This window comes from Hoeflea sp. AS60 (genome assembly GCF_038900115.1).
Lineage (GTDB): Bacteria > Pseudomonadota > Alphaproteobacteria > Rhizobiales > Rhizobiaceae > Hoeflea.
In genome coordinates this window covers 1063068-1089012 of the sequence record NZ_JBBMQP010000001.1, presented here as the reverse complement: position 1 = coordinate 1089012, position 25945 = coordinate 1063068, and the positions used below count along the sequence as shown (strand labels likewise).

The window sequence follows — 25945 nt, the reverse complement described above, 5'->3', positions numbered from 1 at the left end:
CCTTTCGGGACTTAAACCTGGTAGTTCAGCCTCGAGATGCTGCGCAGTTCATCCGATGTGGCTGCGGGAAAGCCGAAGAATTCCAGATATGCAGGGATCTGCTCAAACAGCATGTCGGCACCGATCTGGGTCATGCAGCCGCGCTGGCGGGCTGCAGCCAGAAATGGGGTTTCGGCCTGCTTCATCACGACCTCGCCAACAAACGCGGCCGAATCGATGCGGTCCACGTCGACCGGCATGGGATCTCCGGCGTTCATACCCAACGGGGTGGCGTTGACGACCACATCCCATCCGGCAGGATCGTTGGAGCCCGTCTGAATGTCGATTTCCGGGCAATGACGCCGCAATCTGTCGGCAAGCCCATCGACAGCGGGCGTGTTGGTGTCAAAAAGTCCGATCGCCGCAACACCGGCCTTGGCAAGCGAGGCGGCGATGCCCGATCCGACACCACCCGATCCGACAACAAGCGCTCGGCTGCCAGTCACGCTGCGCCCCTTGCGCAGCATCCCACGGACAAAGCCTTCACCATCGAACATGTCGCCGACAAGCCGGCCATCGGCATCACGCTTGACCGCATTGCAGGAGCCAGAGATCAAAACCGCCGAATTTGCCACATCGAGCAGAGCCACGGTCGCAACCTTGTGCGGCATCGTCACCAGAGCACCGCGGATATTGCGGAGCCTGAAGAGAAGCGGCAAAAAGGCTGGATAGTCCTCGATCTCACAGCCCATCGGAACAACCCGGGCATCAATGCCCTTGGATTTGAACCAGGGATTGTAGATGAGCGGGGCACGGAACGATTCCGTGGGAACACCCAGATGCGCGATCAGCTCGGTTGTACCTGATATCATTATGGTCTCATCTGCCAAGCTGCCGCTCCATGCATTGCGCTTCACCCTGTTCCGGTTTCACGGCAACGTCACCGTTTGTCCGGACATCGCCGACCGCTGGACGGCGTCGATGACCTGAAGCGTTTTCAAGCCTTCGCGCGCCGACACAAGAGGCGGCTCCTCGCCGCGGATGACACGCGCGAACTGTGTAATCTGCCGCATCAGCGGATCTTCGTGGCTGACCGGGTAGCGGGTGGCTGCAATCGGCTCCCACCAGCTTCTTGTTGCCGGGTTGGTCCATACCTTGGAGTTGGGCAATTCCATCGAGCCATGCGTACCGCCAATGAAATAGCAGGATTGGCCGGTGGGCGGATAAGCGGGGTTCTCAGATGCGGTAAGTTCCCAGCTCCAGGGGGATACGATCGTGTCAGAAAGGCTGAACGTGCCGAGCACGCCGTTATCAAAACGAATGACAAGCGCTGCGGTTTCCTCGACAGCATGGCCACGCACCGCATTCGATGTCAGCGCCTGCACCGACACAATCTCGCCGATCAGGTGACGCAGCAGGTCGATGTCGTGAATGAGGTTGAGAAAGACCGGCCCGCCGCCCGGCTGGCGCCGCCAGTCAGTCTCGAAATAGTCATCCGGCTTCATCAGCCAGAACATGCCGTGCACGGCAACAAGTGATCCCAGAAGGCCATCCACAATCTGCTTTTTGGCAGCCGCAATCAATGGATTGTGGCGGCGATGGTGCCCCACCAGCAGAGCTACACCGGCCTGCTCTCCCGCGACGACCAGATCATGCCCAGCCTGCAGATCGGTCGCCAGCGGTTTTTCGATCAATGCGGGGACACGGGCTGCGACACATTGAAGACCGTTTTCAACGTGGAGCTGATTTGGCGTGGCGAGAATGACCCCGTCCGGCTTGTCCGTTTCAAAGCATTCGTTGAGAGACGCATGCCATCTGGCGCCGATCAGATCCGCATGGCTGCGGCCAGCCTCCGAAGGGTCGATCAGCGAATGAAGCTCCACACCGGGCGTTGCAGCAATTGCCTCGGCGTGGCGTTTGCCGATCAAACCGGCACCGGCGATAGCGATCCTGACCGGCGCGGTCATCGCGAGGCTCCACGTTCAAAAGTCGCCGCGCGGCCTGTCGCACGGCGCGCCGGCGGCACGGCAAGACCGGCCTGTCTCTCTACGCTGACGCGATGAACCACTGTCACTTTTCCCGTTGCAGAGCGGAATGGTTGAATTCCAATCAGGTTTTGATTGCCTCTGATTGTGAATTGCCTATATTATTCCTTATGTCCTACATTATCTCTTGCAGTCAAGATGAACACCCGGAGGTGACAGCGTGATTGAAGCGGCAGATCACGACACGATAGGCGACAGCGCCTACCGCAACATCAGGGACGACATCATTTTCGGCCAGCTGCGACCGAGCGAGAAACTGCGGCTTGAACCCTTGCGCAAGCGCTACAATGTCAGCGTGACCACGCTTCGGGAAATCCTGAACCGCCTGACATCCGACGGCCTGGTTGTTGCAGAGGGACAAAAGGGCTTTGAAGTTGCCAGCGTATCCGATGCCAATCTCTGGGAGGTGGCAGAACTGCGACTGCTCGTCGAAGGTCATGCCATCGCCAGATCCTTTGACGGCGGCGACCTCGAATGGGAGTCGCAGGTGGTTGCTGCGCACCACAAGCTGCACCGCCTTGAAGACCGGATGATCTCCGGCGACATGTCAGCACGGGACGGCTGGAAGCGGGCTGACTGGGGATTTCACCGGGCCCTGATCACCGGATGCGGCTCCAAGACGCTGATGGATCTGCATGGACAGCTGTTCGACAAGTATCTTCGCTATCAGATACTTACTCTTGCCTTTCGGGGGCAGCCTGGCGCCGATGAACATGCAGAACTGCTGGAAGCGGCGTTCAAGCGTGATGTGAAACGCGCCAAGGAAATCCTGAGCAAGCACATTCTGGGCGGCGTTGAATTCATCATCAACGCGAGAAAGGAGGCGTGATCAGCGTGATGAAGCGCCTGAAAAACTAAAATATCCTACAAAACACAATATGTATGTTGAAATCGCCTGTTGTTTATGACAGGTTTTCGTCAAATCCGCCACGGTCAGGAGCCCGCGGATCATCATTGGGAGGAGAAAACCATGAATACCATTACCCGCCGCGTGCTGCTCGCATGCGCAGTTTCAGTTGGCGTTGCAGGATTTGCTTCGGCAGGCTTCGCTGAAGACAAGATCACGCTGCGGATGTCCACGCCCGCATCTGATTCCGATCAGCGTTCCGTGGCGCTTGCCACTGTTTTCGCACCGGAAGTGGCCGAATTCGCCACCTATGAGCCCCACTACAACGGCTCCCTGATCGCACAGGGCAGCGAGCTCGAAGCCATTGCCTCGGGCGATCTGGAAATGTCGATCGCTTCAGCGCAGGAGCTGGCAACATTTTTCCCGGAGTTCTCGATCTTTGCGACCGGCTATGTTCACCAGAACGCTGCCCACCAGGTTGCAGTTTTCAATGATCCGCTGATGGATCCGTTCAAGAAGAAGGTTGAAGACGAACTCGGCGTGAAGTTGCTTTCGGTCATGTATCTCGGCCGCCGCAACGTCAATCTGCGCCAGAGCAAGGCAGAGCTGACCGTGATGAAGCCGGAAGATCTGGCAGGCGTCAATCTGCGCATGCCAGGTTCCGATGCGTGGCAGTTCCTCGGCAAGGCGCTGGGCGCAAACCCGACGCCGATGTCGTTCACCGAGATTTACACCGCACTTTCGACCGGTTCGGTTGATGGCCAAGACAATCCACTGCCGACGATCGTTGACGCGAAGTTCTACGAAGTCACAAAGCAGGTCGTGCTGACGTCGCACCTTGTCGACCTGAACTACATCGCCTTCTCAAAGGCGGTCTGGGACAAGATGAGCCCAGAGCAGCAGGCTGCTACGCAGAAGGCGGCGGACGATGCAGCCGAGAGCGGTCGTCAGGCTCAGCTCAAGAAAGAGGAAGACTTGGTCTCGTTCCTTCGTGAAAAGGGCATGGACATCTATGAGCCAGACCTGAACGCTTTCCGCACCCACGTTCAGGCGCAGTATGTTGGCTCCGAGTTCGCTGCCAGCTGGCCAGAAGGTGTCCTCGACAAGATCAACGCGCTGGGCAACTGATCGTCCAACTCTCTCCTGACGCCGTGAGGACCTGACATGAAGACAATCGTCAAATGGTTCCTGCGTGGCGCGGAATTCGTGGCGGCCATGATGATGGCCGCCATGTTCTTGACATTCATATTGCAGATCGCGGTTCGGTATTCGGCAAAACTGAGCTGGCTTGCCAAGACCTTTCCGCTGCTGGAGCCGAGCCGCTTCGGCTGGACCCTGGAATTTTGCCTGGCGCTGTGGGTCTGGATCGTGTTCTGGGGAGCCGCCTTCGTGGTGCGCGAACGTGATCACGTGACCTTCGACCTCATATACGGCCAAGTGAGCCCGAAAACCCGGCGCTGGTTTGCCATTATCGGCGGCACTGTGGTCTGCGCCGGGCTGTTGTGGTCGCTGGAGCCGACCTGGTCAAAATTCTACATCCTGCGACTGAAGACGACCGCGACGCTGAGCAATCTGCTCGGCGACTGGGTCAGGATGCGCGATATTTATTCGGTCTACATTCTGTTTCTGGTGGTTGTCGGCGCGCGCTACGGCTGGCGGGCAATCAGCGCGTTCCGCCATGGCGCCGATATCGACCAACCCGGACATGACGGAGTGGCGGAGAAATGACACTCGAATTCGCTCTTTGCCTGCTGACGCTGTTCCTTCTGGCTGGCATTGGTCTGCCGGTCGCCTATTCGATCCTGATTTCAGCCTTTGTCTATCTGGGCGTCAACGGCCAGGGTGTCGGCATTGCCGGCAAGGTGCTGATGGACGGGCTTTACCAGAGCTTCATCCTGCTTGCCGTGCCGCTGTTCATCGTCGCCGCCAACATCATGAATGCCGGCACGATTTCCGAGCGGCTGCTACAGTTCTGCGTGGCGGCGGTGGGTCGCTTCCGTGGCGGCCTCGGCCATGTCAACATCGTTGCTTCCCTGATATTTTCCGGCATGTCCGGCTCTGCCGTCGCTGACGCAGCCGGCATCGGCAAGATCATCATCGGCATGATGACCAAGAGCGGGCATTACACGCGCGGCTATGCAGCCGCAATTACGGCCGCATCAGCGACCATCGGTCCGATCATCCCGCCATCGATCCCGATGGTGCTCTACGCGCTTGTGTCAAACACATCGATCGGATTCCTGTTTCTGGGTGGTATCGTCCCGGGGCTGTTCATGGGCGCGGTGTTGATGGTGATGAACACCATCATCTCGACGCGCAGGAACTTCACCGTCGAGGAGCCGGTTCCGCTCAGGGACCTGCCAAAGCATACCGCCAACGCCTTTCCCGCGCTCTTGATGCCGGCCATCCTGCTCTACGGAATCTACGGCGGCGTCACCACACCGACAGAGGCTGCCGCTGTGGCCGCCGCCTATGCGCTGCTGCTGGCTGGCCTGTTTTATCGGGCGCTGTCGCTGCGCGCGCTCTATGGCATCCTTGTAGAGAGCGCACGGTCCTCGGCTGCGGTCGGTCTTGTGATCGGTGGCGCACTGATCCTGAATTATGTGGTTGCGTCCGAGAACATACCCAACATCGTGGCGCAGTCCCTTGTCGGGCTTGATATATCTCCGCTCGCCTTCCTGATCGGCGTCAATATCCTGTTCCTGCTTCTGGGCTGCGTGCTCGACGCGACGACGATCATTCTGGTGATCATTCCGCTGTTCCTGCCAACCTGCAACGAACTGGGGATCGATCTCGTCCATTTTGGCGTTGTCGCTGTGGTCAACTGCATGATCGGCCTGATCACGCCGCCCTATGGCATCCTGCTGTTTGTCATCAACGCGGTGACACAGATCCCGCTGCGCGAGATCATCGGCGAGATCTGGGCGTTTCTTGGCGTTCTGGTGCTGGCCCTGGCGTGCCTGATCCTGTTCCCGGGGATTGTCCTTTGGCTGCCGCGCATGTTCGGCTACCCGGGCTGAAGCCTGAAAGCAGCAGCCGCACGTCGCGCGCATCGAAGCGGCTGATGCTATGTGTGTGTGAACTGCCGGACCCGTTCCCGGGTGCGCTCAACCACCGAAAGCGCCTCACCTTCACTCGCGGCCTCGCTGTAGATCCGCATCTCCGGCGCGTTGCCTGAGGGACGCAGGTGGATAACCTCCCCCGTTTCAAATGTCACGCGAAGACCATCGGTCAGGTCGAACGCAGGAGCGTGACCAAATGGCTCGAAGAAGCGGTCACGTGTGGCCTTGTCCGCTGACAGATCGGCGATCAGCGCCCTGCTGGTCTCTGTCGGAAAATTCTCGATCCGGTCACTGGCTGCGACCGGCAGGCCGAGGCTGGCAACATACACCGACAGCGATTGTCCGGCAGCGCGCGCAGCAGCAAATGCGCACAGGATCGGCAGGACGCTGTCACGTGTCGGCAAGGGGGCGAGATCCGCGGTTCCCACGGTTATTGCATTGCCGGTGAGTACGCCGCCATTGGCTTCAAACCCGATCACGCATTGCCGCCCACTCGCCAGAGCTTCAGCCATGCCGGCAATCACAAAGGGGGAGCCGACCCTGGTGCGGCTTACTTCGGCACGGCATTGTCTCTCGATGCCGGAGTTTGAGGTCACCGGCGTGACGACGGCGTCCGCACCGAGATAGCGCGCGACAATCAGGCCAAGCGCATCGCCCCTGAGCACCTGGCCGGTCTCATCGACCACCAGCGGACGGTCGCCATCGCCGTCGGCCGACACCAGCCCATCCAGCGCTTCGGAGCGAACCCAGCCAGCCGCCAGCGTCCTTGTTTCCTCTGATACAGCCTCGGTATCCACCGGGATGAAGACCCGGGATTTCCCGAGCCGGACGATTTCAACGCCAGCATCCTTCAAGATGACAGCCAGATCGTCGCTCGCCGCCGAACTGTGCTCATAGAGCCCAATGCGAAGGCCACGCAGGAGACCGTCCGGGGCAAAGCCGCGATAGCGCTCGATAAAGCCCGCATTTGCTTGCAATGACCGGTCACGCATGAGTTGCGGCTTTGGTACGGCAGACGTCCTGCAGCCCGGTGCGAGGGTTGAAATGACCGCCTCGTCATTCTTGTCGATCTCGCCATCGGGGCGGTAGAACTTGACGCCGTTGCGATCATCGGGGATGTGCGAGCCGGTGATCATAAGGGCTGCCCCACGCTCACCCATGGCATGGAGCGCCAGCGCCGGGGTTGGAAGCACGCCGCAGTCCACCGGCTCCAGGCCTTCATCAAACAGTGCGGCGGCGCACTGGGCAGCGATCTCGGGGCTTGAGGCGCGCATGTCGCGACCGATGAAGACCGGCGCGCCGCTGGCTGCCATTCCGCTCTGCCTGAGGTGGCGGGCAAAGGCGCGGGCGTGAGCGGCAGCCGTCCCGTCGGTCAGGTCGCCAACAAGGCCGCGAAGCCCGCTCGTGCCGAATTTCGCCGCCATGTCCGCTTTCTCCCTTTCCTGCCCAAGTCCCGGTCCACACCCTGCGGTGTCGACACACAATCCCGTCTGAAGCTGCGATCTTAACCGGACAGGGGCAGCATTTCCTCGTGCCTGAGATACTCCACCAGCGCGCAAAACACATGGTAGAAGGTGCTGGTTGGCATATCCTTCGAGATAACACGCCCGTTGGGGTCGATCTGATCGTACCAGCCGCCCGGTGCCGGTGTCGTCAGATAGCGATTGAAGATGACATCGAGCATGCGGATGAACAGGGTTTCGTCGCCCGGCAATCCCTCTGCGCGCGCCAGCAGGCCGGCCTTCAGCGCCTCGGTCTGGCACCAGAGCCGAGCCGTGCGCAGCATATCCGATCCGTCCGGCGCCATCGAATCGCACACCGCATCTGTACCGCGGGCATGACCGAAGGCATGGCTGGTGGCATAGAGCTTACGGCAATATTCCTTGAGCTCGGGCTGATCGGCAAACCGCGCCTGACGCAACAGAAGCCAGACCCACTCATAGTGATGACCGGGCTCGACACGGGCCGGTTTGTCCTGTCGCACCGACCAGTCGCGCTCGAAATGCTCGGTCACGCTCCAGCTTTCCCGATCAAAGAACACCGAGGTGAACAGGTCCACCGCCGTCTGGGCTCGGTCGAGAAACGCACGCTCGCCGGTCACTTCGTACCAGGCCTGCATCGCCTCGAGATAATGCATGTGCGGATTTGCGCGGCGGTAATCGAGCCGCAGGCTTGATTCGTAAAACCCGCCATTGGCGCGATCAACCAGATGATCGTCCATATAGGCGATGGTTCGCTCGGCCCAGACCCGCGCCTCGGGCCATTTCGTCGCCTTCCAGAGCCAGGCCAGCGCCAACAAAACAAAACACTGATCATAGGTGTCGCGCTGGGGGTCTTTTACAGTTCCATCGTCATTCCAGAGATGAATCCAGCCGCCATCGGGATGCCAGCCGGTGGTGGTAAGGGTATTGAAGCAATGGCTGAGCACCTCGCGCGCATCGCCCTCCCATCCGAGCAATTCGGCGTTGGCAAAGCAATAGATCTGGCGCGCCAGAACCCGGAGCCGCTTGTAGCCGAGATCGGCCGGGCTGCCGTCATGATTGAGCGCTTCGTGGACGCCGCCATGCACCCGGTCGACGCCGACGCCCGCCCAAAGCGGCAGCGCAGTATCGAACAGCCACTTGCGGATCACGCGTGGCGAGGGCACTGGCCGGCCGGAATGGGCCACGGCCAGCGGTGGCCACTCTGCGGTCATCTTGACCTGGCCTGCGATGTCCTTGACCAGATGCGACTTGTCGCGATGAACGATCAGAAGCGCGTCGGGCTGGGACACCACGATGATGTTGTCGAGACCGGCAACGGCCAGAAGCCGGTCCTCGGAACGCAGATAGCTGTTGTTGACGTCGATGGTCAGCACATCGCCAAAGCGTGCGTTGCCGCTTTCATCAAGCGGCGACCCGTCATGCAGCTGATTCCAGGAACCCAGATCGTTCCAGTCGAAGCTTGCAGCGACCACACCGATGCTCGGCGCGTTTTCCATCACGGCATAATCAATCGATATCTTGGGGCTTGCAGCAAAAGCCTCCGGATCGAGGCGATAGCATTTGCCTTCGACATCAGCGCGCTCGACCGCGAGCTTGGCCTGCGCCCAGACTTCAGGCTGCTGGCGCGCGAGCTCCGCGCCCATCTCGCCGGCGCGGAACATGAAGATGCCGGCATTCCAGAAAAAACGGCCGGAGCTGAGAAATGTCTGAGCCGTTTCGAGATCGGGCTTTTCGCGAAACCGCGACACATCATAGACCGGGCCGTCGCCCTCTCCACGTTCGATATAGCCGTATTGAGTTTCGGGTCGCGTGGGCGCGATGCCGATGGTCATGATGCCGCCGCGTTCCGCAAGCGCCTCAGCCCCGGTCCGGATCACGTCAAAGAAGGCTGCCACATCGGAGATCTGGTGGTCAGACGGCAGCACCAGCACCATCCGGTCGGGATCACTCTCGGCCAGATCGACAATCGAGGCCGCAATCGCCGCGGCGGTATCGCGGATCAGCGGCTCAAGCACATAGCGCTCGACCTCGACGCTGCCGGTTTCCCCCTGCTCGGTCAGCAGGGCTTCGAATGCGATGCCGCCGACAATCCGGGTCGGCAGATAGCGCAGGCCCTCGCCCTTGTGGTCGACCCGCTCAAGCGTGTTGGTCAGCAAAGTCTTGTCATTGACCAGGCGATGGAACTGTTTCGGCTTTGAATCGCGCGACATCGGCCAAAGCCGGGATCCTGCGCCGCCGCACAGGATAACAGGCGTAATGGTATGGCTTGAGACCATGAAAAGCTCCGATTCGCGCGACCGTCTGGCAGTGTAGCTCGGCCGTTATACTGAACTGGGTGATTAGAGCGGGAAAAAATGAAAATTCCGCTCATGCGATTGTTTGCATATGCCCTTTTGAAAAGTGTACGAGCGGCGCCGGATCCGATGTCACTCCTCGAGTTCAGGGCTTTCCGCCTTGATCGGGCGCGACATCAGCGCAGTGCGGGCCTCGTCCGCCGACATCTCTCCGGACAGAACCAGCCCGGCGGTGTGCATGACGGGGCAGGAAATGCTGTGTCTGGCTGCAAGGTCATTGGCAATCGAGACCGTGTAGACCCCTTCGGCCAGTTTGAGGCCGGTCACATCACGACCGCTGCCAACGGCGATGCCATAGGAAAAATTGCGCGACAATTCGGATGAGCAGGTCAGGACGAGATCGCCGAGACCCGACAGTCCCATCAATGTCTCGGCACGGGCGCCCATCGCCACACCCAGCCGAACCAGCTCGGCATAGCCTCTGGTGATCAGGGCCGATTCCGCACTTGCGCCCATTCCACCGCCACGGCAGATCCCGACCGCGATCGCCATGACATTCTTGAGCGAGCCGCCAATCTGCACGCCAATCGGGTCGTCTGACGCATAGAGCCGGATGGCATCACCGGACAGGGCTTCGGCCAGGGTCTGCGCCATGTCCTGTTCAGGCATCGCGAGTGTCAGTGCTGTTGGCAGGCCGCGAACAACGTCGGCGGCAAAACTGGGCCCAGAAAGCACCCCCACGACATGATCCGGCAGCTCCCCGGCGATCACCTCGCTCTGGGTTTGGCCGGTGCGGTTGTTGATGCCCTTGGCACAGGCAATCAGAAGCCCCGCTGCCGGCAGATGGGCCGCAGCTTGACTGGCGACTTCGCCCGTCGACTGGGCCGGGGCCACGAACAGGACAATCTCCGCATTTTCCAACGCCTCGGCCATATCAGGCGTCGCGCGGAGCTGGGCGGGCAGTCGGGCATCGCCCAGATAGGACCGATTGGTGTGTGCCCGCGAAATCTCGTCACAGGTTGCGGAATTGCGGCCCCACATGCGCACATCGTGGCCCTGCTTCACGAAAGCTGACGCCAGCGCTGTTCCCCAGGCGCCTGTGCCTAGAATGGAGATGCGGGACATGGTTTGCGATCCTTCGCGGTTGGAGGCGGGCGAGCTCTTGCGCCGGTCTCGTCAAGCAATTCAATTGCTCAAGAGCCTATACAGGGGCAAACGGAATGCTGCCAGTCAACCGCTGGCGGATTGTTTGCCCGGTTGCTGCGCAGCGTCCAGCATCATGGCGGTGCGGCGCCAGAAATCGGACATGACGGCAGGATCACGCATGGCTTCCATGTCGCGCCATTGCGGGAATGAGGCTTCGAACATCCGTGGCGACATGCGCTGATCCTTGTAGGGATTGAGCGCGCCGCCGGCGTTCATGACAATTTCATCCAGCGCGTTGAGCATCCGGAGCGTGCGATCTCCGGAATTGGCGAAATCGAGCGTCAGGGTGAAGCCAGGACGCGGAAACGACATCAAGCCCGGAGAGGGGACGTCGCCGAAGCGTTTCAGCACGGTCAGAAACGATGCCGCACCGTGTTTCTGGGCGCATTCAATCAAGGCGATGGTTGTCTCGCGCGCATTCTGTGTCGGATAGACACTTTGATGCTGAAACAGCCCACGCGGGCCATAAAGCCGGTTCCAGCCGGTGATCGCATCGAGAGGATGAAAATAGGATGCCCAGGCAACGATGCCGGTCTGCGGCTGTTTCGGGGCGCGGCCATAATACAGTTCATTGAACGCCTTGAGCGTCAGGCGGTTGAGCAGGTTTACCGGTGGCGAAAACGGAACCGCCAGTCTTGGCGCTGATGGCGGCTTTGCCGGCCCGCCGTCTTGCGCATGGTCGCCCGCCATCAGCACCCCGCGCCCAAGATTGGCACCATGGGCAAGCTGATCAATCCAGGCGACCGAGTATTCATGGGCCGCATCGATATCGTCAATCGCGTCGAAGTATTCATCAATCGAGGAAAACCGGAATGCGGTCTGACGCACATTGGCCGACGGAACCCGCATCAGCCGGATGGTTGCCGCTTCGATGATACCGGTCAGCCCCATGCCGCCAATGGTGGCATTGAACAGATGCTTGTTGTCGCTGGGCGAACAGACTGTCTCGACACCATCGCTGCCAAGCAGGGTGAACCTGACGACGGACCGACCAAAGGTGCCGCGGCGATGGTGGTTCTTGCCGTGAACATCGTTGGCAATGGCGCCGCCGAGTGTCACCTGCGCCGTGCCCGGGGTGACCTCGAGAAAGAAACCGTGCGGCATCACTGCCGCGAGAATTTCAGATAACAGCACACCTGAGTCGGCCGTCAGGATGCCTGTTTCGGGATCGAACGCGCTGATCGCGGCTCCTGGCCGCATGGGAAGCAGATGGCCCTGGTCATTGTGACAGCTGTCGCCATAGGAGCGGCCATTTCCATAGGGAAGGAAGCCGCCTGGGGCATTGCGTCCGAATTCCGCAGGCTGCGCCGTCGCGCGCGAACGGCGCAGAACCCTGCCCCAGCTGTTATGATTGGTGCCCATAATTGTCAAAACTGAAGCGACGCAAGCATCACCAGACCGGCGCCAGCGAAAGTGGTCACCTGGCTGCGCCAGTCACGCATGATGAACACCACCGGATCTTCGTGCATCTGGGAGCGGCGGGCAAGAATCCAGATCCTGAGCAGCAGGTAGAGAATCAACGGACACAGCGGCCACAGAAGCGCCGGCTGCGAATACATCGAAGCAACTTCCTTGCTGTCGACATAGAGCGCCAGAACCATCGCTGCCGAGAACGCCGAAGCAATTCCGGCCTGACCGATCATGTCCTTGTCACTGCCGACATAACTGCGGCCCTTGAGGCGCGTGTCTGAATCCTCGGCGAGCTCGTCAAGTTCGACATAACGCTTGACCAGGGCCAGGCTGAGAAAGAAGAAAATCGAGAATGCGAGCAGCCAGAAAGAGAGATCAACCCCGGTCGCAGCGGCACCAGCGATAATGCGAACCGTATAGAGGCCAGCCAGGGTGAACACATCGACCAGAAGCTTGCGTTTGAGCACGAAGGTATAGACCGTGGTGATCACCGAATAGAGCGCGAGAACTGCCCAGAACATCGGCGGCAGCAGGCTCGCGAGACCGATCGAGGCCAAGAGCAGAGCGGCCGCAGTGACGCTGATCACCGGGATCGATACGGCTCCGCTGGCCAATGGCCGCAAGCGTTTGCGCGGATGCTGGCGGTCGTTGGCCAGATCGGAAATGTCATTGATGATGTAGACAGCAGACGCCAGAAAACTGAAGGAGAAAAATGCCGCCATTGCTGCGACGACAAGGTTTAAATTGGCGTATTCGTGATTGAGAACCAGCGGAACCGCGATCAGGATGTTCTTGAGCCACTGGTGCACACGAATGGACTTGAGGATCGCCAGGGGCGAGATCCTGGCCAGCGGAAGCACTTCGGCACCATGGCGCGCACCCCAGCGGGTGGCTGCCCGGTCAGGCGCAACGATGATGGCGCGCCGCGCAGCATCAAACACGGCCACATCGTCGTGACTGTTCCCCGCATAATCAAAGCCGCCATCGCCGCACAGCGAAATCAGGCGCTCGCGCTTGCAGCGCGACGTGAGGTTCTCGGTATCGGAGGAATGCAGGACGCGATCAAACAGGCCAAGATGGTCGGCAATGGCTTTGGCGGTCGACTCGGCAGCACCGGTGACAAGCCAGACAGGCTGTCCCGCTTCACGAGCCAGCTTGATCCGGTCGATCACCTCGGCACGATAGGGCCAGTCCCCGCCCTTGCTTTGGTAGCGGGCGGCGACCTCACGCTTGAGAACCGCCTTGCCTGCGAGGATCCATGAAACGACCGCAAAAATCAGCCAGGGCCTGCGGATCAACACCGAGACCAGCCCTTCCCAAAGCGTGTCGGTGGCGATCAGCGTGCCATCGAGATCAATGCAAAGTGGCACATTCCGGTTGTCACTCACTGCATCCATGTCTGTTTCCCCACTTCTGTCCAAGCAGACCTTTGAGGGAAAACACTTCACTTCCGGTAAAAGATGCCCGTTTTCGGGGATTTATGCCGTCCAGACGCGTGGTTTTGCACGGCGTGGTTATCAAACCCTTGCCCGGGACACTTCAGGCTATGGTTGTGATATCTGGCAATGATGGCGCAACACCAGCGGTGCAGCGCATTGTGACTACCGTTATGGAAAGCTGAAGAAATGGTGGAGCCAAGCGGGATCGAACCGCTGACCTCCTGCATGCCATGCAGGCGCTCTCCCAGCTGAGCTATGGCCCCGGGACGCAAGGAATTGATGTCTTGGTCAATTCCCGCGAGGTGCCAACCACTCGAAAGTGGCGGGCAGGTGCGGCTTCATACTTCTGCAGCCGCACAAGATCAAGATGAAAATTCAATCCTTTTCGCTGTTTTGAAAACCATGCGGCTTTCAGCAAAAGGACAAATTTGCCGTCTCAGTCGTCGTCGTCGTCATTGACCCCGATGATGTCGCTGACATCGTCATCATCATCATCGTCGTCATCTGCGAGGAAGGTATCATCATCATCGTCGTCGTCGATTTCAACGTCGTCGTCGATATCGGGCAGATCGTCTGACTTGCCCTTAGCCTTGCCTTCGTCGTCCGCCTCTTCAAGCGACACGATTTCCACGTCAGCCGATTCGTCCTCGACTTCCGCGACTTCTTCTTCTTCTTCTTCCTTCTCGACCACGACTATCTTGGCCGTCTCTTCGAAGAATGAGATCGGATACGTCTTTCCCGTATAGGGGGAGACGATCGGATCTTTGTTCAGATCATAGAATTTGCGCCCGGTTTCGGGGCAAACGCGTTTTGTTCCAAGTTCCGGTTTTGCCACTGTCGAAGCCTCTTGAACTGGCAGGAGGGCGAAGGTGAATTACCTGCCTTCCCGTTTCGGCGGTCCGGTCCCCATAATGATGTTGAACGCGGCTGTCAAAGCCATTCTCATCAAAAAATGAACCAAGTCGGATGACGCCTCCACTGAGGCTGTGATAGTGACCGCTGCACAACAGCCACAAGGCTGGCTTCACGCGACCAAATCAGCCGGAAAGCACGCAATGGGCCCTTCAGCACCTCTTCGCCCCGCCAAAGCTTCGAAGAGTCCCGCCCTTAAGGGTGATATCCGGATTCCGGGCGACAAATCGATTTCCCACAGGTCATTCATGTTTGGCGGACTTGCCGCAGGCGAAACCCGGATCACGGGTCTGCTTGAGGGCGAGGACGTGATCAACACCGGCAAGGCGATGCAGGCCATGGGCGCGGCCATCCGCAAGGAGGGCCAAGTCTGGATCATCAACGGCGTCGGCAATGGCTGCCTGCTGGCGCCCGTTGCCGAGCTCGATTTCGGCAATGCCGGCACCGGCTGCCGCCTGACCATGGGGCTGGTGGGTCCTTATGATTTCGAAACCACATTCACCGGCGACGCCTCCCTGTCGCGCCGGCCGATGGCGCGGGTGCTTGATCCGTTGCGGCTGATGGGCGTTCAGGTCAAGGCGGAGGACGGTAACCGACTGCCGGTGACTTTGCGTGGGCCAAGGGCCCCTGCCCCGATCAGCTACCTTGTGCCGATGGCGTCGGCGCAGGTCAAATCAGCCGTGCTGCTGGCCGGTCTCAACATTCCAGGCATCACCACCGTGATCGAGCCGGTGATGACCCGCGACCATACGGAGAAAATGCTCAAAGGGTTTGGAGCCGCGCTCGATGTGGAAACTGATGCAGATGGCGTGCGGACCATCCGGCTTGAAGGGCGCGGCCAGCTCGTTGGACAGACCATAGATGTTCCGGGCGATCCGTCCTCGACAGCGTTTCCGCTTGTTGCCGCATTGATCGTGCCGGGATCGGACGTGCTCATTCGCAATGTGCTGATGAACCCGACCCGCACCGGCCTTATCCTGACGCTTCAGGAGATGGGGGCTGATATCGAGATCCTCGATCCTCGGCAGGCAGGCGGCGAAGATGTGGCCGATTTGCGGGTCCGGGCCTCCGAACTCACAGGCGTGACCGTTCCTGCTGAACGCGCGCCTTCGATGATCGATGAATATCCCGTGCTCTCCATCGCCGCGAGTTTCGCCAAGGGCGAGACCGTGATGCTTGGACTTGAAGAATTGCGGGTCAAGGAAAGCGACCGGCTGGCAGCCGTGGCGCGCGGGCTCGAAATCAACGGTGTCGATTGCACCGAAGGTGAGGACTGGCTCTCGGTTCGCGGCAGACCGGATGGAAAGGGGCTCGGCGCACTCTCAAAGGACGCCGTGGTCGCCACCTGCCTTGACCACCGCATCGCCATGAGCTTCCTTGTCATGGGGCTTGCCAGCGAAAATCCGGTGCATGTCGATGACTGCTCGATCATCGCCACCAGCTTTCCGGAATTTATGACTATTATGAGCGGCATGGGTGGGGAGATCACTGTATCATGACACTTCGGACAATCGAGTTTCACTACGATCTCATCTCGCCCTTCGCTCATGTGGCGCTTGCGCGGCTCGGTGAGTTGCCTGCGGACATATCGGTCCGGCCGGTTCCTGTTCTGCTCGGCGCCGTTCTCAGGCATTGGGGCCAGCTGGGTCCGGCGGAGATTTCTGCCAAACGGCTCCACACCTATCGCCAGTCGGTGTTTGCCGGAAAGCAGTACGGCGTTGATGTGCGGTTTCCGCCGCGCCATCCGTTCAATTCACTCAAAGCAATGCGGCTGATGGCCGGAGCCGAGCCGGATCTGGCCACGGTACAACGGGCGTTTGATTTTGTTTTCCGCGATGGTCGCGCGCCGGATACGGACGAGGAGCTTGCAGCCTTTGCCGAAGCCGTAGGGATCCCGGTGGATCTCGCCAGCGACGACAGCGCGAAGGCGACGCTGCGCACCAACACCGAGCAGGCAATCGCGCGCGGCGTCTTCGGGGTGCCGAGCTTTGTCTGCACTTCCGGTTCAGGCCATGAAGTGTTCTGGGGCGTCGACTCCCTGGACATGATGCTGGCCTGGCTTGGTGATGAAACCCTTTTCGACAACGATCCCTATCGGCACCTCGATGACGTCAGCATCGGAATTGAGCGCAAATGAGCCGCTTAAGAGCCGTTACCGGTTCATTCGGGCAAGCCTTGCATGGTGTTGTCCAGGCCATGATTGCGCAGGAGTAGACCTCGTGTATCTGCCGCCGCAGTTTGAAGAAAAAGACGAGACCGTGTTGCGGGCGCTGATTGAAGCGCATCCGCTGGGGCTGTTGATCTCCGCATCGGGCAGCGATGTGCTGGCCAACCCGGTTCCCTTCCTTGTCTCGGTCAAGGATGGCGTCACCAAGCTTCGCGCCCATGTGTCGAAAGCCAACCCGCAATGGCGCCATATCCAGGACGGCGCCAGCGTTCTGGTGGTTTTTCAGGGGACTGACAGCTATGTCACGCCCTCCTGGTATGCCTCCAAGACCGAGCACGGCAAGGTCGTGCCGACCTGGAATTACGCCATGGTCCAGGCGCGAGGGACAGCCACCGTTCATGACGGATCCGAATGGCTGAGGCCGCAGGTGAATGAGCTGACCGACCGGCACGAAGCTGATCGCCCCGCGCCGTGGAAAGTCGATGACGCACCGGAGGCGTTTGTTGCGGCGCAACTGCGCGGGATTGTCGGCATCGAAATCAGCGTCACCCAGCTGACAGGCAAATGGAAAGTCAGCCAGAACCGGCCCGAAGCGGACCGGCGCGGGGTTCATGAAGGCCTCACCCGCCAGGATGATGGCGACATGGCCGATCTGGTCGCGCACTATGGCGGGCTGAAGGAAACATAAGGTCCGGATATGACACCAGAAAAACCCCACATCGTGATTGCCGTGGATGGCCCGGCGGCTGCCGGAAAAGGCACCCTGTCGCGCCGGCTCGCCGAACATTATGGCCTGAGCCATCTCGACACCGGCCTGACCTATCGCGCCACGGCCAAGGCGCTGATCGATCGCGGCCTGCCGCTCGATGACGAGGACGTGGCAGCAAAGACCGCGCACGCGCTGGATCTTTCGGGCCTCGACCGCTCGGTTCTGTCCGCTCACGAGATCGGCGAAGCGGCCTCGAAGGTCGCGGTGATGCCGAAGGTGCGGCGGGCGCTGGTCGAGGCGCAACGCGCCTTCGCCCGGACCATGCCCGGCGCGGTGCTTGACGGTCGCGACATCGGCACCGTTGTCTGCCCGGACGCGCTGATCAAGTTCTACGTGACGGCAAGCCCGGCGGTGCGCGCCAGGCGGCGTCATGACGAGATCATCGGCAATGGCGGAGAGGCTGATCTCGCGTCCATTCTCGCTGACATTGAAAAGCGCGACGCACGCGATACCGACCGCGCCGACTCGCCGCTCAGACCGGCCGCCGATGCGCACTTGCTAGATACAACCGAAATGGGTATAGAAACCGCGTTCGAAGCCGCTCGTCTTCTTGTGGATACTGCGCTCGAACGCTGAACTGACACCAGCGAGCCTGTCCCGCGCCGTACTTGTCCTGCCTCCGAGAGGTTCAGGACAGACAGGCATCGCCGGTCCGACCAACACCAACCAGGCGCATTCGACCGCACCATGATTACGCGGTCGCCAGGAGAATTCATGCCTAACACTGAATCCATGACAGAGGAATTCGCTTCCCTGTTTGCCGAATCCCTTGCCACGCAGGACCTTGCTGAAGGTTATGTCGCAAAGGGCATCGTGATCGCCATCGAGAAGGACGTCGCCATCATCGACGTCGGTCTCAAGGTTGAAGGCCGCGTGCCGCTGAAGGAATTCGGCGCCAAGTCCAAGGACGGCGGACTGAAGGTCGGCGACGAAGTCGAAGTCTATGTCGAGCGTATCGAAAACGCGCTGGGCGAAGCCATGCTGTCGCGCGAGAAGGCTCGCCGCGAGGAAAGCTGGGTTCGTCTGGAAGAGAAGTTCAACGCGCAGGAGCGCGTCGAAGGTGTCATCTTCAACCAGGTCAAGGGCGGCTTCACCGTCGATCTGGATGGCGCCGTGGCCTTCCTGCCGCGCAGCCAGGTGGACATCCGTCCGATCCGCGACGTTTCCCCGCTGATGCACATCCCGCAGCCGTTTGAAATCCTGAAAATGGACAAGCGTCGCGGCAACATCGTGGTTTCGCGCCGTACCGTTCTCGAAGAGAGCCGCGCCGAACAGCGTTCGGAAATCGTGCAGAACCTCGAAGAAGGCCAGACCGTTGAAGGCATGGTCAAGAACATCACCGATTACGGTGCGTTCGTTGATCTTGGCGGCATCGATGGCCTGCTGCACGTGACCGACATGGCATGGCGCCGCGTCAACCACCCGTCGGAAATCCTGTCGATCGGCCAGACCGTCAAGGTCCAGATCATCCGCATCAACCAGGACACACACCGCATCTCGCTTGGCATGAAGCAGCTGGAAAGCGATCCGTGGGATGGCATCGGCGTCAAGTACCCTGCCGGCAAGCGCATCACCGGTACCGTGACCAACATCACAGACTACGGCGCATTCGTCGAGCTGGAGCCGGGCATCGAAGGCCTGATCCACGTGTCGGAAATGTCCTGGACCAAGAAGAACGTGCACCCCGGCAAGATCCTGTCGACAACACAGGAAGTTGACGTCGTCGTTCTGGAAGTCGACCCGAACAAGCGCCGCATTTCGCTCGGCCTCAAGCAGACGCTCGAGAATCCTTGGGAAGTGTTCGCACAGAGCCACCCTGCCGGCACCGAAGTCGAAGGCGAAGTCAAGAACAAGACCGAGTTCGGCCTGTTCATCGGCCTCGAAGGCGATGTCGACGGCATGGTTCACCTCTCCGACCTCGACTGGAACCGTCCAGGCGAACAGGTCATCGAGGAGTTCAACAAGGGCGACATGGTCAAGGCCGTTGTGCTCGACGTTGATGTCGACAAGGAACGCATCTCGCTGGGCATCAAGCAGCTTGGCAAGGATTCCATCGGCGATGCAGCCGCCTCCGGCGAACTGCGCAAGAACGCTGTTGTTTCGGCCAAGGTGACTGCAATCACCGACGGTGGTCTCGAAGTGGTCCTGGTTGATCACGAAGACCTGTCTTCGTTCATCCGCCGTTCGGACCTGTCGCGTGACCGTGACGAGCAGCGCCCCGAGCGTTTCTCGGTCGGCCAGACGGTCGATGCCCGCGTCACCAGCTTCTCCAAGAAGGACCGCAAGGTCGGTCTGTCGATCAAGGCGCTGGAAATCGCCGAAGAGAAGCAGGCAGTTGCACAGTTCGGTTCGTCCGACTCGGGCGCATCGCTCGGCGACATTCTGGGCGCAGCCCTGAAGAAGCAGAACAGCGACGACTGATCCTTCTCGGATCTGACGTCTGAAAATACGAAACCCGCCGGAGCGATCCGGCGGGTTTTTTGATGGCTTGAGACTTGCGGCTCCCCATTGAGGGGAGGTCGGAGAGGTGTCCAAGCCGGATAGGGTTTTACAATTTCGAGATTGGCAGGCGAAGCGCAAAGATCAAGTCGACTCTCACAGAGTTTCGCGGTCCGGTGCCTGGTCGCCGTGATTGACAAGGCCTATTGTACGTGATACGTATCACGTATGATTGTGTCATTTGCCAATGCAGAAACAGAGGCTGTATTCAATGGCAATCCTGTCAAAGGCTTGCAGCCCGGTATCTGTAGAACAGCGAGGCGCAAACTCGATCAGATTAACAGCGTTGTTCGGTGGAACAGCTTAGAAGCCCGCCCGGCAATAAGCTGCACCCGCTGACAAAAGACCGCTTAGGCCAATGGGCCATATGGATAAATGATCAGTACAGGATATGTTTTCGATTTGAAAACGGATTGGCCTCGCTGGTCGAGATAGTAGACTACCACTAGGAGGTTATGGCAATGCGCTTACCTGCAAACCGGCTGCCGACACATCCCGGCGAAATGCTCCTTGAAGAGTTTATGAAGCCATATGGTCTGTCTGCTCGTAAAGTCGCGACCATGATTGGTGTGCCCGCCAATCGGATATCTGAAATAGTGGCTGGAAACCGCTCTGTGACAGCCGATACGGCACATCGCCTCGATAGGCTTTTCGGGATGGGGGTCGATACGTGGCTTAGCCTGCAGGCGCATTATGACGCGGCGCTTGCTCTCCAGCAGCACGACTATTCCGAAATAAAGCTATACGCCTAGCGCCAAGGCTAGATGAGGGGGACGTTTCCCACGCTTAAACCTACCCCCTCTCTTGCAAAATCTAACGTTTGGCCTGCGGCCAAGCCGTTGATTTTGCTTCTCTCCCCCACCAAGAGGGAGAGGGTGCACGCCGCACCATCTTGGTAAAAGGACTGGCGATTTCATCCACACAATACCGCCCCCTGCCATCATGTCTGCACTCCTGCTGCCGGATGGGCCCGCGAACGTGTCGGTCCACGCGGGAGGAAGGCCTTTCGGGATCTGTCGTAACGTGCGGCAGGTCGCGGAAGGAGGCGGAGGCCATCGGGGTTCCGCTGGCGGGCGGTCCTTTGTCGAGGATCGTGCAAAGCCAGCCACCGGGCCGGGTTTTCGTTTCATGCCAGCCGCAAGGCGGGCAAGAAGCGCCGACACCGGTCCGGGTCTGTGGCGGACATGACAGGTCCACTGCGACCGGTCAGGGTCCGTGCCGGAACCTCGAAACCCACTCCAGCGGCCGGTCCAGGCTGCTGCCGGAGCAATCCGGGCGGGGATAGACTCCCGCGGGTGCAAGGCGCCGCCTGTCGGATGCGGACATCATCCGGCGACACTCGGGCCGTGCGCGTGCTGCGCCACCCAACTACTACCAAAACTCCAGAGGCAAAGCCTGCGTGCGGCCCTCCGGAATGCCAGTCTCGGTTCACACCCCGGCGGTCGCCCGCGCGGGAGCGTGTTCGCTTGGCGAAAACGGATATTTTAGCCGCCGGCAGGACGCAGCATGGCCTGCAACGCCAGAACGCTTGACCAGTTCCGCGCTGTCATCGGCACCTTGAGAATGCGCTCGACAGACCCGGCGAGCTTTGAACGTCCTGTCCCATTCGGCGTGCGCAGATAGAGCCCGTGCAGGCCCAGATGCCAGCGATCGTCGCCGAACTCGCGCGATGCCAGATCGGCGAGAGCATCCGGCGACGGCTCTGCTGTAAGAACGAAGACATGAACATGCTTTGGGTCCGCAGTGGCTTCCGTGACAAAGGGACAGTCGCCAACAATGGCATCCCACTCGGCGGCGGAGCGAACCAGAACCGCGCATTTGAAACCGCAGTCCGCTTCTATTTCGGCTTCCAGCCGCCGCTCCAGTCCGTCGCGCTGTTCAAGCCCTGCCCTGAAGACGAGATTGCCGGACTGAACATAGGTCTGGCAATCCTCAAGCCCCAGGCGCTGTTCTGCAATATCAAGCAGTTGCTTCATCGGCAGCCTGTTCTTGCCGCCGACATTGATGCCCCGCAAGAGCGCAACACAGGAGTCCGGCATGCCGATCCACTCCCCTAGCTATGGGCAAAGATATCGGTTTCCTGCCAGCCCAGGAGATCAAGCTTGGCCCGTGTCGGCAGGAATTCGAAACAGGCCTTGGCATGGTCCTCGCGCCCCTCGCGCACAAGCCGTGCGGTCAGTTTCTCGGTCAGCGCATGCAGATGCAGCACATCCGACGCTGCATAGTCGAGCTGGGCTTGCGTCAGCGTGTCAGCGGCCCAATCGGAGGATTGCTGCTGCTTGGACAGATCGATCTCGAGAAGCTCCTTGGTCACGTCCTTCAGACCGTGCCTGTCCGTGTAAGTCCGGGTCAGTCGCGAGGCTATCTTGGTGCAGAATACCGGCGTGGCGGTCACGCCAAAGGTATTGTAGAGCACGGCAATGTCGAAGCGGCCGTAATGGAACAGCTTGCGCTTGGTTTTGTCCTCAAGCAGGGCAACCAGATTGGGCGCGCTGTTCTGTCCTGCCGCGATCTGGATCACATCGGCGGAGCCATCCCCCGGGGACAGCTGCACCACACACAGCCGGTCGCGGCGCGGCACCAGACCCAGGGTCTCCGTATCAATGGCGATGTCGCCCGTGTAACGCGCCATTGCCTTTTCTGAAAGGTCGCCCTTGTGGGTACGGATTTCGGCCATGGTTGATTGATCCCTGTTTGATCTTGCGCAGCCTATAGCCCGGGGGCGGGCAAGCGCGCAACAAAACGGCCGGGCAAAAGCCCGGCCGAATAGGTTCTCACGTCAGCGAAAACGCCGGATGCTTGCCTCAGTAAGGGCAGGCATTGTCCGACATGTAGTCGTGAACGGTGATCTTGCCTGCAATGATGTCGGCCTTGGCAGCTTCCACTGCAGCCTTCATCTCATCAGTGACCAATGGCGCATTGTTGTCGTCCATGGCGTAGTCAACACCGCCTTCTGCGAGACCAAGCACGTTGAAGCCGTAGCTGAACTGATCGTTCTTGGCGTCCATGAATGCGTTGTAAACGGCCACATCGACGCGCTTCATCATCGAGGTGAGAACATGGCCTGGCTGCAGGCCGTTCTGGTTCGAATCGACGCCGATGCCGAGCTTGCCGGCGTCAGCAGCGGTCTGAAGTACACCGATGCCGGTTCCGCCAGCAGCCGCATAGATCACGTCAGAGCCCTGATCGATCTGCGACTTGGTGATTTCACCGCCCTTGACCGGATCGTTCCAGGCGTCCGGCGTGGTGCCGGTCATGGCTTCAAGAACCTTGGCGTCAGCATTGGTGGCGATAACGCCGCCCTTGTAGCCGCAGGCAAACTTGCGGATCAGCGGGATGTCCATGCCGCCGACAAAGCTGACGGTGCCGGTCTCAGACGCCTTGGCAGCCATCACGCCAACCAGGAACGAGCCTTCCTGTTCCTTGTAGACAACCGAACGGACGTTGGGCTTGTCGACAACCATGTCGATGATGGCGAAATTGGTATCCGGGTATTCGTCGGCAACCTTTTCAAGCGCAGAACCCCAGGAGAATCCGGCCATGACGATCGGGTTATTGCCATCCTTGGCGAAGCGGCGAAGCGCCTGCTCGCGCTGGGCATCATTGGCAATTTCGAAATCGCGGTAGTCAATACCGGTTTCGGTCTTGAACTTTTCGGCGCCACCATAGGCAGCCTCATTGAAGGATTTGTCGAACTTGCCGCCAAGGTCATAGATGATTGCCGGCTTGATGTCGGCGGCCATGGCGGTCGCAGACATTGCGGCCATGGCGAGGAAGCTCAAAAGCGTGCGTTTCATGATGTGCAGCCCTGTAGGTTATTTGTTGATCTTTATTGTTCCTCCCGCATGCCCGATTGGGCAGACCTGCGGAATTTGCCGACCGTGGGAGGCCGGAAGGCCACATCCTTGCATGGCTTTTGAGAAAAATCCAACGCCGATTTGCGTCACTTGCAGATAACCCAGACTGTCCTTGCGTCAGCTTCGCAGTCCAAACTGCCGATGAGCTTCAGCCTGTTGCGGGGAACCGCACGCCGGTGCCCTTCAAGCCTGACCGGGCCCCGGGATTTCGAGCCGCATGTTGCTGGTGGCTGGCTTCTGCATAGTAGAACGCCTTCATCGGCGCGATCGCGGTCACAATCTTGCCGGTATGACCGGCCTGCTTGAGGGCGGCCTGATAGGCGTCCTTGGCCTGCTCTGCCTGCGAGGTCTGAACATCGCTCGTCGTGAAGATCGCGGACCGGAAGAAAGTGCCTATGTCATTGCCCTGACGCATGGACTGGGTCGGATCATGACTTTCAAAAAACACTTTCAACAGCGCATCATAGCTGATCTTAAGCGGATCAAACACCACCATGACCGTCTCGGCATGGCCGGTCAGGCTGGACAGGACTTCCTGATAGGTGGGGTTGGGGGTCAGCCCGCCCGCGTAACCCACGGCGGTCACGTGCACGCCGGACAATCCCCAGAACAGCACCTCGGCACTGGCAAACCGCCCCATGGCGAAATAGGCAATCTCCAGCCCCTCGGCAAATGGCGGCTTCAACGGTCGGCCATTGACGACATGGTCCACAGCGGTCTCGATTGGCTCGTTGCGTCCGGCCAGCGCTTCCGCAGCGGTTGGCATCGTGGTCTTGCGCTGAAACATCTCGACCAGAAACATCGCTCTTCCTCCTGCAACCCACGCTTTTCTAACGGATCCACCTCACTGCGATACAATGGCAAGGCTCATTCCCACCGAGCAGGAGTATGCACCGCCAGCGCGTGAGGCAGCAACTGTCCTGCGCCTGGCATCAGCAATCAGGCTTTCACCCCGCAGTCAGACCGCAAAGCGACCGGCGGGTTTTGCGCGACGATAGCCTGCAAGATAGAACAGCAGCGAAAACGCCAGAAACACGGCGCAGGATGGCTGCGCGAGAACCCAGCTTACACCGGTATCCCAGACCACGGCCGGCAGATACTGATTGGACAGGTCCTGCAGGAACGCCAGCGTATCGGGACTGTTCTCGGTCCATGTTTCAATCAGAGGCAACAGCACCAGGTGACCAGCGGCGACGGACTGAATGGCATCCACAAGTCCGGTCAGCACCGCAAACACCAGAAAAATCAAGCTCAGCACGCGCGCGACAAATCGCATCTAGTCCTCCGGTCAGACACCTTGGCCGGCATGGTATCACACGCCGGCATCACAGCCCCAACCTGTGACATAGAGGCCCCAAAACCATCATGCAATGACAAGTTGGCGGCGACGGCTGCGCCTCAAAGGAATAATGTCGGCACAAGCCCCAAATAGCGGTTGCCAAGCAAGGCGTCTTGGCTATAGTGCCGCCCGATCCGGACCGGGGATTTTTGGTGCTTCGTCACCAATGTTTTCGGCAGGGCGACCGCCTTGACAGCGGCCGGCATGTCCGGGTACTTGCCCGTCAGACGGATATGCGGAGAGGTGGCCGAGTGGTCGAAGGCGCACGCCTGGAAAGTGTGTAGGCGGGGAACCGTCTCGAGGGTTCGAATCCCTCTCTCTCCGCCATCGTCACGTTCTATCTTTATTGGTATTTATACGACTATTCTTTTTAACTATTTTGCGTCCCTAACCTCATCCCTAACTAGTTCATTTGATGGCGAGCGAATCCTGCTTATTGAAGCGAATTTATTAACGCCTGACCGCACGCCAAAAACTCTTCCTTTGCCTTGTTGGAACGGATGCGGCTTCCGTCGTCTTTGAAATCCACTACATCTAACTCGATGGGAAGACGGATATCCGTTGAGCCGCCCAAGCTGTTCGACCAGAACCGTATGGTCTCGTCGCTGACGTCGATGCCGCTCTGATGCAGTAGGC

The 25945-nt window shown here is 59.7% G+C and carries 23 protein-coding genes, 2 tRNA genes and 1 pseudogene; 12 read left to right on the top strand and 14 right to left on the bottom strand.

Annotated features, from left to right (window positions below):
* Positions 1-11: 11 nt before the first annotated feature.
* Positions 12-851, bottom strand: a complete 840-nt coding sequence (locus WNZ14_RS05090; RefSeq protein WP_342867506.1) for a shikimate dehydrogenase — start codon at positions 849-851, stop codon at positions 12-14.
* Between the two features lie 57 nt (positions 852-908).
* Entirely contained in the window at positions 909-1946 is a 1038-nt protein-coding gene (locus WNZ14_RS05085; protein WP_342867505.1) for a Gfo/Idh/MocA family oxidoreductase, read from the bottom strand.
* A 238-nt stretch (positions 1947-2184) separates the two neighbouring features.
* On the opposite strand from WNZ14_RS05085, the gene WNZ14_RS05080 reads away from it, so the two are divergent.
* The 4 genes from WNZ14_RS05080 to WNZ14_RS05065 all read left to right on the top strand — a co-directional run bounded on the left by WNZ14_RS05080 (position 2185) and on the right by WNZ14_RS05065 (position 5891).
* Positions 2185-2853 (top strand): FCD domain-containing protein, encoded by a 669-nt coding sequence (locus WNZ14_RS05080; RefSeq protein WP_342867504.1) that lies wholly within the window; start codon positions 2185-2187, stop codon positions 2851-2853.
* A gap of 141 nt (positions 2854-2994) precedes the next feature.
* Positions 2995-3999: a TRAP transporter substrate-binding protein DctP gene (gene dctP / locus WNZ14_RS05075; protein ID WP_342867503.1), complete on the top strand. Its 1005-nt coding sequence runs from the start codon at positions 2995-2997 to the stop codon at positions 3997-3999.
* A 36-nt stretch (positions 4000-4035) separates the two neighbouring features.
* Positions 4036-4599: a TRAP transporter small permease subunit gene (locus WNZ14_RS05070; RefSeq protein WP_342867502.1), complete on the top strand. Its 564-nt coding sequence runs from the start codon at positions 4036-4038 to the stop codon at positions 4597-4599.
* Positions 4596-5891 (top strand): TRAP transporter large permease, encoded by a 1296-nt coding sequence (locus WNZ14_RS05065; protein ID WP_342867501.1) that lies wholly within the window; start codon positions 4596-4598, stop codon positions 5889-5891. Before WNZ14_RS05070 ends, WNZ14_RS05065 begins: the two co-directional genes overlap by 4 nt.
* Before the next feature lie 47 nt (positions 5892-5938).
* Here the strand turns inward: WNZ14_RS05065 and WNZ14_RS05060 are convergent, their stop codons facing one another.
* The 7 genes from WNZ14_RS05060 to WNZ14_RS05030 form a co-directional block, all read right to left on the bottom strand.
* Positions 5939-7357 (bottom strand): phosphomannomutase, encoded by a 1419-nt coding sequence (locus WNZ14_RS05060; protein ID WP_342867500.1) that lies wholly within the window; start codon positions 7355-7357, stop codon positions 5939-5941.
* Positions 7358-7437: 80 nt separating this feature from the next.
* On the bottom strand, positions 7438-9693 hold the full coding sequence (locus tag WNZ14_RS05055) for an AGE family epimerase/isomerase (protein ID WP_342867499.1): 2256 nt from the start codon (positions 9691-9693) through the stop codon (positions 7438-7440).
* Positions 9694-9843: 150 nt separating this feature from the next.
* Positions 9844-10836: an NAD(P)H-dependent glycerol-3-phosphate dehydrogenase gene (locus WNZ14_RS05050; RefSeq protein ID WP_342867498.1), complete on the bottom strand. Its 993-nt coding sequence runs from the start codon at positions 10834-10836 to the stop codon at positions 9844-9846.
* A 105-nt stretch (positions 10837-10941) separates the two neighbouring features.
* Positions 10942-12279: an FAD-binding oxidoreductase gene (locus WNZ14_RS05045; protein WP_342867497.1), complete on the bottom strand. Its 1338-nt coding sequence runs from the start codon at positions 12277-12279 to the stop codon at positions 10942-10944.
* Positions 12280-12284: 5 nt separating this feature from the next.
* Positions 12285-13724, bottom strand: a complete 1440-nt coding sequence (locus tag WNZ14_RS05040) for a UbiA family prenyltransferase (RefSeq protein WP_342867496.1) — start codon at positions 13722-13724, stop codon at positions 12285-12287.
* A 229-nt stretch (positions 13725-13953) separates the two neighbouring features.
* A tRNA-Ala gene (locus tag WNZ14_RS05035) sits at positions 13954-14029 on the bottom strand.
* A 173-nt stretch (positions 14030-14202) separates the two neighbouring features.
* Entirely contained in the window at positions 14203-14601 is a 399-nt protein-coding gene (locus WNZ14_RS05030) for a TIGR02300 family protein (protein WP_342867495.1), read from the bottom strand.
* Positions 14602-14821: 220 nt separating this feature from the next.
* On the opposite strand from WNZ14_RS05030, the gene aroA reads away from it, so the two are divergent.
* From aroA to WNZ14_RS04995, 7 genes and pseudogenes are all read left to right on the top strand, one after another.
* Entirely contained in the window at positions 14822-16177 is a 1356-nt protein-coding gene (aroA, locus tag WNZ14_RS05025) for a 3-phosphoshikimate 1-carboxyvinyltransferase (protein ID WP_342867494.1), read from the top strand.
* Positions 16174-16815 carry a 2-hydroxychromene-2-carboxylate isomerase gene (locus tag WNZ14_RS05020; RefSeq protein ID WP_342867493.1) on the top strand — a complete coding sequence of 214 codons (642 nt, stop codon included), beginning with the start codon at positions 16174-16176 and terminating at the stop codon, positions 16813-16815. Before aroA ends, WNZ14_RS05020 begins: the two co-directional genes overlap by 4 nt.
* Before the next feature lie 82 nt (positions 16816-16897).
* The gene (locus WNZ14_RS05015) at positions 16898-17533 is read left to right on the top strand and encodes an FMN-binding negative transcriptional regulator (RefSeq protein ID WP_342867492.1); all 636 of its coding nucleotides are present in this window, start codon (positions 16898-16900) and stop codon (positions 17531-17533) included.
* 9 nt (positions 17534-17542) lie between these two features.
* Positions 17543-18190 carry a (d)CMP kinase gene (gene cmk / locus WNZ14_RS05010; RefSeq protein ID WP_342867491.1) on the top strand — a complete coding sequence of 216 codons (648 nt, stop codon included), beginning with the start codon at positions 17543-17545 and terminating at the stop codon, positions 18188-18190.
* A gap of 138 nt (positions 18191-18328) precedes the next feature.
* Positions 18329-20035: a 30S ribosomal protein S1 gene (rpsA, locus tag WNZ14_RS05005; protein ID WP_342867490.1), complete on the top strand. Its 1707-nt coding sequence runs from the start codon at positions 18329-18331 to the stop codon at positions 20033-20035.
* A 246-nt stretch (positions 20036-20281) separates the two neighbouring features.
* A pseudogene (locus WNZ14_RS05000) lies at positions 20282-20562 on the top strand (type II toxin-antitoxin system RelE/ParE family toxin).
* A gap of 12 nt (positions 20563-20574) precedes the next feature.
* Positions 20575-20865 (top strand): HigA family addiction module antitoxin, encoded by a 291-nt coding sequence (locus tag WNZ14_RS04995; protein ID WP_342867489.1) that lies wholly within the window; start codon positions 20575-20577, stop codon positions 20863-20865.
* A 732-nt stretch (positions 20866-21597) separates the two neighbouring features.
* Here WNZ14_RS04995 and WNZ14_RS04990 read toward each other — a convergent pair.
* The 5 genes from WNZ14_RS04990 to WNZ14_RS04970 all read right to left on the bottom strand — a co-directional run bounded on the left by WNZ14_RS04990 (position 21598) and on the right by WNZ14_RS04970 (position 25246).
* Positions 21598-22152: a DUF1697 domain-containing protein gene (locus WNZ14_RS04990; RefSeq protein WP_342867488.1), complete on the bottom strand. Its 555-nt coding sequence runs from the start codon at positions 22150-22152 to the stop codon at positions 21598-21600.
* A 14-nt stretch (positions 22153-22166) separates the two neighbouring features.
* A complete protein-coding gene (locus WNZ14_RS04985; protein ID WP_342867487.1) occupies positions 22167-22790 on the bottom strand; it encodes a ribonuclease D in 624 nt (207 codons plus the stop codon).
* A 127-nt stretch (positions 22791-22917) separates the two neighbouring features.
* Positions 22918-23910, bottom strand: a complete 993-nt coding sequence (locus tag WNZ14_RS04980; RefSeq protein WP_342867486.1) for a BMP family ABC transporter substrate-binding protein — start codon at positions 23908-23910, stop codon at positions 22918-22920.
* A gap of 208 nt (positions 23911-24118) precedes the next feature.
* Positions 24119-24772 (bottom strand): peptide-methionine (S)-S-oxide reductase MsrA, encoded by a 654-nt coding sequence (msrA, locus tag WNZ14_RS04975; RefSeq protein WP_342867485.1) that lies wholly within the window; start codon positions 24770-24772, stop codon positions 24119-24121.
* Positions 24773-24928: 156 nt separating this feature from the next.
* The gene (locus tag WNZ14_RS04970; protein WP_342867484.1) at positions 24929-25246 is read right to left on the bottom strand and encodes a hypothetical protein; all 318 of its coding nucleotides are present in this window, start codon (positions 25244-25246) and stop codon (positions 24929-24931) included.
* 300 nt (positions 25247-25546) lie between these two features.
* On the opposite strand from WNZ14_RS04970, the gene WNZ14_RS04965 reads away from it, so the two are divergent.
* Positions 25547-25636: transfer RNA gene (locus WNZ14_RS04965), tRNA-Ser, on the top strand.
* Positions 25637-25945: the final 309 nt, after the last annotated feature.

Coding starts and splice junctions, on each gene's coding strand:
- WNZ14_RS05070 (WP_342867502.1), top strand. CDS start 4,036: ATGAAGACAATCGTCAAATGGTTCCTGCGTGGCGCGGAATTCGTGGCG.
- WNZ14_RS05050 (WP_342867498.1), bottom strand. CDS start 10,836: ATGTCCCGCATCTCCATTCTAGGCACAGGCGCCTGGGGAACAGCGCTG.
- WNZ14_RS04985 (WP_342867487.1), bottom strand. CDS start 22,790: ATGGCCGAAATCCGTACCCACAAGGGCGACCTTTCAGAAAAGGCAATG.
- msrA (WP_342867485.1), bottom strand. CDS start 24,772: ATGTTTCTGGTCGAGATGTTTCAGCGCAAGACCACGATGCCAACCGCT.
- dctP (WP_342867503.1), top strand. CDS start 2,995: ATGAATACCATTACCCGCCGCGTGCTGCTCGCATGCGCAGTTTCAGTT.
- WNZ14_RS04970 (WP_342867484.1), bottom strand. CDS start 25,246: ATGCGATTTGTCGCGCGCGTGCTGAGCTTGATTTTTCTGGTGTTTGCG.
- WNZ14_RS05065 (WP_342867501.1), top strand. CDS start 4,596: ATGACACTCGAATTCGCTCTTTGCCTGCTGACGCTGTTCCTTCTGGCT.
- WNZ14_RS04990 (WP_342867488.1), bottom strand. CDS start 22,152: ATGCCGGACTCCTGTGTTGCGCTCTTGCGGGGCATCAATGTCGGCGGC.
- cmk (WP_342867491.1), top strand. CDS start 17,543: ATGACACCAGAAAAACCCCACATCGTGATTGCCGTGGATGGCCCGGCG.
- WNZ14_RS05060 (WP_342867500.1), bottom strand. CDS start 7,357: ATGGCGGCGAAATTCGGCACGAGCGGGCTTCGCGGCCTTGTTGGCGAC.
- WNZ14_RS05085 (WP_342867505.1), bottom strand. CDS start 1,946: ATGACCGCGCCGGTCAGGATCGCTATCGCCGGTGCCGGTTTGATCGGC.
- WNZ14_RS05020 (WP_342867493.1), top strand. CDS start 16,174: ATGACACTTCGGACAATCGAGTTTCACTACGATCTCATCTCGCCCTTC.
- WNZ14_RS05045 (WP_342867497.1), bottom strand. CDS start 12,279: ATGGGCACCAATCATAACAGCTGGGGCAGGGTTCTGCGCCGTTCGCGC.
- WNZ14_RS05090 (WP_342867506.1), bottom strand. CDS start 851: ATGATATCAGGTACAACCGAGCTGATCGCGCATCTGGGTGTTCCCACG.
- aroA (WP_342867494.1), top strand. CDS start 14,822: ATGGGCCCTTCAGCACCTCTTCGCCCCGCCAAAGCTTCGAAGAGTCCC.
- WNZ14_RS05040 (WP_342867496.1), bottom strand. CDS start 13,724: ATGGATGCAGTGAGTGACAACCGGAATGTGCCACTTTGCATTGATCTC.
- rpsA (WP_342867490.1), top strand. CDS start 18,329: ATGCCTAACACTGAATCCATGACAGAGGAATTCGCTTCCCTGTTTGCC.
- WNZ14_RS05055 (WP_342867499.1), bottom strand. CDS start 9,693: ATGGTCTCAAGCCATACCATTACGCCTGTTATCCTGTGCGGCGGCGCA.
- WNZ14_RS04995 (WP_342867489.1), top strand. CDS start 20,575: ATGCGCTTACCTGCAAACCGGCTGCCGACACATCCCGGCGAAATGCTC.
- WNZ14_RS04980 (WP_342867486.1), bottom strand. CDS start 23,910: ATGAAACGCACGCTTTTGAGCTTCCTCGCCATGGCCGCAATGTCTGCG.